The 8413-nt window shown below is 46.7% G+C and carries 8 protein-coding genes and 1 pseudogene; 3 read left to right on the top strand and 6 right to left on the bottom strand.

The annotated features are described in order from the left end of the window. From ICN23_RS07160 to ICN23_RS07135, 6 genes and pseudogenes are all read right to left on the bottom strand, one after another. Positions 1 to 637, bottom strand: a pseudogene (locus tag ICN23_RS07160) (radical SAM protein); the annotation flags it as partial. A gap of 33 nt (positions 638 to 670) precedes the next feature. Further along, positions 671 to 1471 (bottom strand): ferritin-like domain-containing protein, encoded by an 801-nt coding sequence (locus ICN23_RS07155; RefSeq protein ID WP_216231505.1) that lies wholly within the window; start codon positions 1469 to 1471, stop codon positions 671 to 673. 29 nt (positions 1472 to 1500) lie between these two features. Beyond that, entirely contained in the window at positions 1501 to 3108 is a 1608-nt protein-coding gene (gene guaA, locus ICN23_RS07150; RefSeq protein ID WP_216231504.1) for a glutamine-hydrolyzing GMP synthase, read from the bottom strand. A gap of 24 nt (positions 3109 to 3132) precedes the next feature. Further along, positions 3133 to 4596 (bottom strand): IMP dehydrogenase, encoded by a 1464-nt coding sequence (gene guaB, locus ICN23_RS07145; RefSeq protein ID WP_216231503.1) that lies wholly within the window; start codon positions 4594 to 4596, stop codon positions 3133 to 3135. A 26-nt stretch (positions 4597 to 4622) separates the two neighbouring features. Continuing rightward, positions 4623 to 4973 carry an RnfH family protein gene (locus ICN23_RS07140; RefSeq protein WP_216231502.1) on the bottom strand — a complete coding sequence of 117 codons (351 nt, stop codon included), beginning with the start codon at positions 4971 to 4973 and terminating at the stop codon, positions 4623 to 4625. Continuing rightward, positions 4966 to 5397 (bottom strand): type II toxin-antitoxin system RatA family toxin, encoded by a 432-nt coding sequence (locus ICN23_RS07135; protein WP_216231501.1) that lies wholly within the window; start codon positions 5395 to 5397, stop codon positions 4966 to 4968. Before ICN23_RS07135 ends, ICN23_RS07140 begins: the two co-directional genes overlap by 8 nt. A gap of 25 nt (positions 5398 to 5422) precedes the next feature. Between ICN23_RS07135 and smpB the strand changes: the two genes are divergently transcribed. The 3 genes from smpB (at position 5423) to ICN23_RS07120 (ending at position 8411) form a co-directional block, all read left to right on the top strand. After that, a complete protein-coding gene (gene smpB / locus ICN23_RS07130; RefSeq protein ID WP_068321829.1) occupies positions 5423 to 5875 on the top strand; it encodes an SsrA-binding protein SmpB in 453 nt (150 codons plus the stop codon). Between the two features lie 132 nt (positions 5876 to 6007). Further along, on the top strand, positions 6008 to 7420 hold the full coding sequence (locus ICN23_RS07125; protein ID WP_216231500.1) for a circularly permuted type 2 ATP-grasp protein: 1413 nt from the start codon (positions 6008 to 6010) through the stop codon (positions 7418 to 7420). Positions 7421 to 7433: 13 nt separating this feature from the next. After that, on the top strand, positions 7434 to 8411 hold the full coding sequence (locus tag ICN23_RS07120) for an alpha-E domain-containing protein (RefSeq protein WP_216231499.1): 978 nt from the start codon (positions 7434 to 7436) through the stop codon (positions 8409 to 8411). Positions 8412 to 8413: the final 2 nt, after the last annotated feature.

The raw sequence follows: 8413 nt of genomic DNA, 5'->3' as shown, positions 1-8413 counted from the left end.
ACGGTACGGATAAAAGCACTAGGCTGGGCTGATGGTCCTCAATAGCCTTACTTGCAAGTTCTTGCAAATGCAAATCCATTAGCGTCGGGTTAGCATTCAGTGCATCAGCTAAAGGCGTGAACGTAGGCTGACTACTTGCTAGTGATTCCGCATAACGGACAAACTCAAAACGATCATCAACGGCATCGCGCAGCACATCCGATAAATCATTGAGATACAAGGTTGCTAAATGACGTGCTCGATCATGTGATCCTAGAGCTCCAAAAGCCCAAGCCAATGAGTCGCCATCTTCATCATCAAAAGCATCCAAAGACGCGAAGCGTGGTCCTTCAGGCAAAAACGCACGCGAGTTAATACGGTGACTGAGAGTGCCATCACGACCCTGCAAGAAACTAATCACTGATGAGATAGTAGATTGGTAGCTCGCAAAGTAGTCTAAGAAAAAATTGACGCTAGCACTACGACTTTCCTCCGGAACCAGTAGGGCTTCCCCGTGAATTTTGGCTAGGCCTTCGGGCGTAAAAAAACTGAGTACCAGTGCCAGAGCTAAATCCTCTTGGACGGCATCTACTCCGCGTGACCTCAAAAATCCCGTGAGATAGGCCGTAGAAGGATATGGCGTATTAAGCTGAGTCATTGGGGGAATGAGGCTTAATACCTTCACACTCATTTACGATGCCCCCAGAAGAGTTAACTCTTCACTTGTAAATCCAGCTCGCTGACGAGCCTCTATATTGAATGGCCCCTTTAAAACAGGTGCGCGATATTTTTCAGCCAACTCTCGGTAAGTAGCAATCGGCGAAAGATGATCCTGTGTACACAAGAAATTAAACCAACGATTACCAATCAGAACATGGCCGATTTCATCATTGAGAATAATCTCTAATATCTCAACCGCCCTTGCCTCTTTAATTTGCTTAAAACGATCTCGAATCATCGGTACGGCATCCAACCCTCTTGCTTCCATGGTTCTGGGCACAAGCGCCATCCTAGCAATGACTGAATCAGTTGTTCTTTCAACCATCTCCCACAAACTATTGTGAGCCGGAAAATCACCATAGGTAAAACCCAGTGATTTCAGATGTTCATTCACCAAACTGAAGTGATACGCCTCTTCTTTAGCAACCTTAAGCCAGTCCTCGTAGTACTGCTGAGGCATATTTGGAAAGCGCCAGATTGCATCCAGAGCAAGATTCATGGCATTAAATTCAATATGCGCAAGTGAGTGCAACAAACCCGCCCTACCTTCGGGCGTATCCATTCTTCTTTTGGGAACTAACTTTGGTAGAACTAACTCTGGCTTAGCTGGGCGCCCAGGAAGTGTGAGGTCTTGAGGGTTAAGTACACCAGAAATATCGAGAGTCACCTGCTGCTGTTGATATTCATCAAACAGCTGCAACAGTTGACTTACCTTAGCCTGATAATCGACGCTTGCTAGGATTGCGAGTGAGGTTGCTCGTAACTCAAGCATAGGAATTGTTGGCTGTTTTAGCCCGCCCCTTATTCCCACTCGATCGTTGCTGGCGGTTTTCCGCTAATGTCGTATACGACTCGATTGATGCCACGCACTTCATTGATGATGCGGTTTGATACTTTGCCAAGCAACTCATGCGGCAAATGAGCCCAATGCGCCGTCATAAAGTCTTGAGTCTGCACAGCTCTAAGTGCTACAACATATTCATACGTTCTGCCGTCACCCATCACACCCACAGACTTCACTGGTAAGAAAACAGCAAATGCTTGACTGGTGAGGTCATACCAAGATTTTTGACTGACTTCATCAATCGTATTACGTAACTCTTCAATGAAGATGGCATCAGCACGTTGAAGCAAGCTCGCAAACTCAGCCTTTACTTCACCCAAAATACGCACGCCAAGACCAGGGCCAGGGAACGGATGGCGGTACACCATTTCACGTGGCAAACCTAATGCAACGCCGAGCTCGCGAACTTCATCTTTAAAGAGCTCGCGCAATGGCTCAAGTAATTTGAGATGCATGTCCTCAGGTAAGCCGCCAACATTATGGTGACTCTTAATAGTATGTGCGCCCTTCTTACCTTTACCAGCAGACTCAATCACATCCGGGTAAATAGTTCCTTGAGCAAGCCATTTGGCGTTTTTTATTTTTCCAGATTCAGCTTGGAAAATTTCCACAAACTCTTTACCGATAATCTTGCGCTTAGCTTCTGGATCAGAAACGCCGGCCAACTCACCCATAAAAGTTTCTTTGGCATCAACGCGAATGACTTTCACACCCAAATTGCGTGCAAACATCTCCATCACCATGTCGCCTTCATTTAGACGAAGCAAGCCATGGTCTACAAACACACAAGTCAGTTGATCGCCAATGGCGCGGTGAATCAACGCTGCAGCAACGCTAGAGTCAACGCCACCAGATAAACCAAGAATGACTTCCTCATCCCCAACTTGCTTGCGAATATTGTCTACAGCTTCCGCGATGTAATCGCCCATCACCCAGTCAGGCTTGCACTGACAAATCTCATGCACAAAACGCTCAATGATTGCCGTGCCTTGAATGGTGTGGGTCACTTCAGGATGAAACTGGAATGCATAAAAACGACGCTCTTCATCAGCCATGCCTGCTATAGGGCAAGACTCGGTCGAGGCCATCAACTTAAATGATGGCGGCAATGTAGTAACGGAGTCGCCATGACTCATCCACACTTTCAGAATGCCATGACCTTCACTAGTCGAGAAATCCTGAATACCTTTGAGTAAATTGGTATGGCCATGGGCGCGCACTTCTGAATAACCGAACTCACGTGCCTTACCCAAAGACTCGGCAGACGCAACCGCACCACCCAATTGAGTAGCCATCGTTTGCATGCCGTAGCAAATACCTAGAACAGGAACACCCAGTTCAAAAACGATTTGGGGTGCACGAGGACTACCCTCTTCAGTTACTGAGCTTGGTCCACCAGAAAGAATGATGCCTTTACCACCCTGCTCTTGAATGAACTTGCGAATGAATTCTGGATCGCAATCATAGGGGTGGATCTCGGAGTACACACGTCCATCGCGCACGCGTCTTGCAATGAGTTGAGTTACTTGTGAACCAAAGTCGAGAATCAGTATTTTGTCGTGCACGAATGAAGCAATCTTATTTAAGTCTTAATCAATATGGTAGTTTGGCGCTTCTTTAGTGATCTTCACATCATGAACGTGCGATTCACGCACACCAGCAGAGGTAATCTCAACAAAGTTCGCTTTCTCATGAAGCTCGTCGATCGTTTTGCAACCAAGATAACCCATGGAAGAGCGAATGCCACCAGTTAATTGGTGCAAGATTGCCAAAACGCTACCCTTATAAGGCACTTGACCCTCAATACCTTCAGGCACAAGCTTCTCAGCATTCGCAACGATGTCGCTTTGGAAGTAACGATCAGCAGAACCATCAGCCATCGCGCCCAAAGAACCCATACCGCGATAACTCTTATATGAACGTCCTTGATATAAGAATACTTCTCCAGGGGCTTCTTCAGTACCGGCAAACATACCACCCATCATTACAGAACTAGCGCCAGCTGCTAATGCTTTTGCAACATCACCGGAGTAACGTACGCCACCATCAGCAATCAATGGAATACCAGTACCTTTGAGTGCAGTGGCCACATTCACAATCGCAGTAATTTGCGGAACACCGACACCAGCAACAATACGAGTGGTGCAAATTGATCCTGGACCAATACCAACCTTGACGCCGTCGGCACCATGATCAGCCAATGCTTTAGCAGCATCGCCAGTAGCAATATTGCCGCCAATCACTTGAACGTGAGGGAAAGTTTTCTTGACCCACTTCACACGATCTAATACGCCTTGGCTATGTCCATGCGCAGTGTCAACTACGATCACATCAACACCTGCGCGCACCAATAATTCAATGCGCTCATCATTATCTGGACCTACACCTACTGCAGCACCTACGCGCAGCTTACCTTCGCTGTCTTTACAGGCATTCGGATGCTCAGTCGCCTTCAGAATATCTTTTACTGTAATCAGGCCACGTAACTCAAACTTGTCGTTCACAACCAATACGCGCTCTAAACGATGCTGACTCATTAAACGTTTTGCTTCGTCTAATGAGCAACCTTCTTTAACAGTCACTAAACGCTCACGTGGAGTCATCTTGCTTTTTACTGGTGCATCTAAGTCTTCTTCGAAACGCAAATCGCGGTTAGTGATGATGCCAACCACCTCTTTGCCTACGAGAACTGGAAATCCAGAGAAGCCATGTTCACGAGAAAGCTGAATCACTTGACGCAATGTGACATCAGGACTAATGGTAATTGGATCACGTAGTACGCCAGATTCGTAGCGCTTTACTTTCGCCACTTCACGCGCTTGTTCAGCAGGCTTTAGGTTTTTATGAATAATGCCAATACCACCTTCGCTGGCCATGGCAATTGCCAAACGACCTTCGGTCACAGTGTCCATAGCTGCAGACACCAATGGTGTATTGAGTGAAATTTCTCGAGTTAACTTACTTGCCAAGCTGGCATCTCGAGGGAGTACCGATGAATAGGCCGGTACGAGGAGCACATCGTCAAAAGTGAGTGCTTTTTGAATGAGTCGCATGCAAAACCCCTAGTCGCAAAAACCGATTATAGCCTCCTAGCCTTTCTTTTAGCTGCGGCAGCCTGGAATTTGGCATCTTGGTTCTGGTTGGCCTTTTTACGCCGAACGGTCTTAGGGTCTATGAGTAGCGGGGAATATAGCTCCAAGCGATCACCGGTATAAAGCGGGCTATCCCAGTCCTTGCGCTTGCCAAAGACCCCAAAGCAGCCTTTTCTGGCTATAGCAGGGTCATCAGGACCTAAGGCGATTCCAGTCTTGACCAGAGCCCAGCCAACCGTAGCCACCTCTCCAGCCTCCAAAATGAGCTTGATCGGCGTTAACTGTGGCTCCCCCTGTCTTGCATCACAAAGTAGCAGATCCAGTATGCGCTCAGCCATACAGCTCCTCTGCACGCTTTACAAAACAATCCACAAAGGTGCCGGCGATGTGGCCAAAGACGGGCCCAATGATCTTATCGAGAATGACGCTCTTAAACTCCCAATGGAGCTTGAACTCGACCTTACAGGCATCTTCGCGCAGAGGAGTAAAGTTCCATTGCCCAGAAAAATGCTTAAACGGCCCATCTACAAAGACCATATCAATCGTTTCTGGACGGTGGTTTACGTTGCGGGTATGAAAGTACTGGGTAATGCCCTTGAAATGAATATTGATTTTGGCATCAAGCACTGTCTCAGTTTGCTCAAAAATTTCCACACCGCCACACCATGGCAGAAACTCCGGATAGCGGGCAACATCGGTCACTAAGCCGTACATGCGGTCGGCTGATTGACCAATTAAAACGGTCTTGTAGACGTCTGCCATAATCGTTCTTGAGAGCTAAATAAATATGAGTATCGTCGATAACAAAAAAGCCTTCTTTGATTATTTTATAGAGGAGCGCTTTGAGGCAGGTCTTGTGCTGGAAGGCTGGGAAGTAAAAGCTATCCGCGCTGGGCGCGTGCACATCAAGGAAGCGTATGTCGTTATACGTAAGGCGGAGCTATTCCTGATCGGCTGCCATATCACCCCTCTCCTTTCAGCCTCTACCCATATCGTTCCGGACAATACCCGCACTAGAAAGCTGCTTCTCAACGCTATTGAAATCCGCAAACTCATTGGCAAGGTTGAGCAAAAAGGCTACACGCTAGTGCCACTCAACCTGCATTTCTCCAAAGGAAATGTGAAGTGCGAAATTGGCCTGGCCAGAGGTAAAAAACAGCACGATAAACGGGCTGCCACCAAAGAACGTGAGTGGGAAGTGCAAAAAGGTCGAATCGCCAGAGGCGATTTAAACGCTTAACCACCCAAAAACTGGGTTAGACTGGCCTGAGAGCCAATATCTGAGCATTTATGCACTTTTATGGTGCAATACAGCACCAAGCCGCTTCAAACCCCTCAATTCAGACCTTTTAAAGGCATTAGTTTTATAACTATGAAATTGCCTTTTGACGAAATGCTCGACGCCGCAGGCAAAGCGCGTCCCCACTACCAAATTTTTCATAATTGGCTAAAACAGCAAAGCGACACCCTGATGGGTCTCAAACGAGCTGAAGCCGACCTGATCTTTAGGCGAGTCGGAATTACCTTTGCTGTTTATGGAGATGATCTTGGCGCAGAGAGAACTATTCCTTTTGATCAAGTGCCCCGCATCTTTACTGCGAAAGAATGGGAGCAGCTTGAGGCTGGTTTACGCCAACGCGTTAAAGCACTAAACCGCTTTATCTATGACGTGTATCACGATGAAGAAATTATCAAAGCAGGAATTGTTCCAGCCGAGCAAATTTATAACAACGCACAATATCGCCCTGAGATGCGCAATGTCAGTGTGCCACGTGACATCTATGCACAAATTGCTGGGATCGATATCGTACGTGCCGGTGAAGGCGAGTTCTACGTACTAGAAGATAACTTACGTGTTCCCTCCGGCGTGTCTTATATGGTTGAAGACCGCAAGATGATGATGCGCCTCTTCCCTGATCTATTTCAGAAGTATCGCATTGCCCCTGTAGAGCACTACCCCGATCTTTTGCTCGAATGCCTTAAATCCGTTAAACCAGATGACGTTAAAAAACCAAATGTGGTGGTGCTAACGCCTGGCATGTATAACTCCGCTTACTTTGAGCACAGCTACCTTGCGCAACAGATGGGTGTGGAGCTGGTTGAAGGCAAAGATCTGTTTGTTAAAAATGAACAAGTCTTCATGCGTACCACTCAGGGCCCCGAGCGAGTGGATGTAATCTACCGTCGCGTTGATGATGACTTCTTAGATCCTCTGGCATTCCGCTCCGATTCAACCTTGGGTGTTGCAGGACTCTTATCTGCCCATCGTGCTGGTAACGTTACTTTAGCCAATGCGATTGGCACCGGCATTGCCGATGACAAATCAATTTATCCATACGTACCCGAGATGATTGAGTTTTATCTTGGCGAAAAACCCATCCTCAATAACGTTCCTACTTTCCAGTGTCGCAAAACGGATGATCTGGCATACACCTTAGCGAATTTAGATAAGCTAGTTGTCAAACTCACTCATGGTGCTGGTGGCTATGGCATGTTGGTGGGCCCAGCATCTACCAAAGCAGAGATTGAAGAATTTAGAACGCATCTGATTGCAAACCCAGACAAATATATTGCTCAACCGACCTTAGCGCTCTCTACCTGCCCTACTTTTGTGGAGTCAGGTGTTGCACCAAGGCATATCGATTTAAGACCCTTTGTACTTTCAGGCAAAACCATCAAGATGGTGCCAGGTGGATTGACTAGGGTTGCGCTTAAAGAAGGTTCTTTAGTAGTGAACTCCTCCCAGGGTGGTGGAACTAAAGACACCTGGGTGTTAGAGAAATAAGGAAAGAGTAAACATGCTTAGCCGTACCGCTGATTGTCTTTATTGGATGGCTCGCTATACCGAGCGCGCAGAAAATACCGCCCGCATGCTTGATGTCAATCATCAAACATCCCTGCTGCCACAACCTACTGAGTTTTTGGAACAAAGCTGGAAAAAGCTACTCACGATTTCTAAGTTGGAGGAGGCATTCCTCAGTAAATATGATGTGATTAATCGTGAAAATGTGTTGGATTTCATGATTTATGAAACCAGCAATCCTTCGAGCATTGTTTCCTGCTTATATGCCGCCCGTGAAAACGCACGCGTGATTCGCGGCAAGATCACTTCGGAGGTGTGGGAAACCCAGAATACGACTTGGCTTGAGTTACAGCGCATTCTGGAAGCAAGGCATCAAGCTGATCCTAGCCGCCTATTGGAATGGGTCAAGCACCGCTGCCACCTTTCTAGAGGCGTTCTCTATGGCACGATGCTGAAGAACGAGGCTTTCTACTTTATTAGCGTTGGAACATTGCTTGAGCGTGCCGACAATACTGCCCGTATCTTAGAAACGAAATATGAAGATCAAGCAACGATAAAGGTACTTGGTGCCAATAAATCCTCAGATGAAGGTACCGATGGGGAATTCTTTGATTTTTACCACTGGGCTGCATTACTTCGCTCAGTTTCCGCATTTGAGATTTACCGTCAAATTTATTCCGATCAAGTAACCCCAAAACAAGTTGCTGAGCTACTGATCTTTAATAAACAAATGCCGCGTTCCTTAGTATGCTGCGTAAATGAACTCATTCCCCTTATTTCCGAGGTAAAGAATCAGCAATCCAAAGAAATTGAACGCTTACTTGGCAAACTCAAAGCCAGCATGGATTACTCCGATATCGATGAGGTGTTTGAGCAGGGCTTAGAAGAATTTATTGAAGAATTTCTAGAGCGCATTAATCATATTGCTGATGAATTTAGTAATGCGTACCTCATCCCACTAGCGGTTGCTTAAGA

The organism is Polynucleobacter sp. MWH-Jannik1A5 (genome assembly GCF_018881795.1).
Classification (GTDB): Bacteria; Pseudomonadota; Gammaproteobacteria; order Burkholderiales; family Burkholderiaceae; genus Polynucleobacter.
The sequence above is the reverse complement of the archived record's forward strand: the minus strand, read 5'-3'. Positions and strand labels throughout refer to the sequence as shown.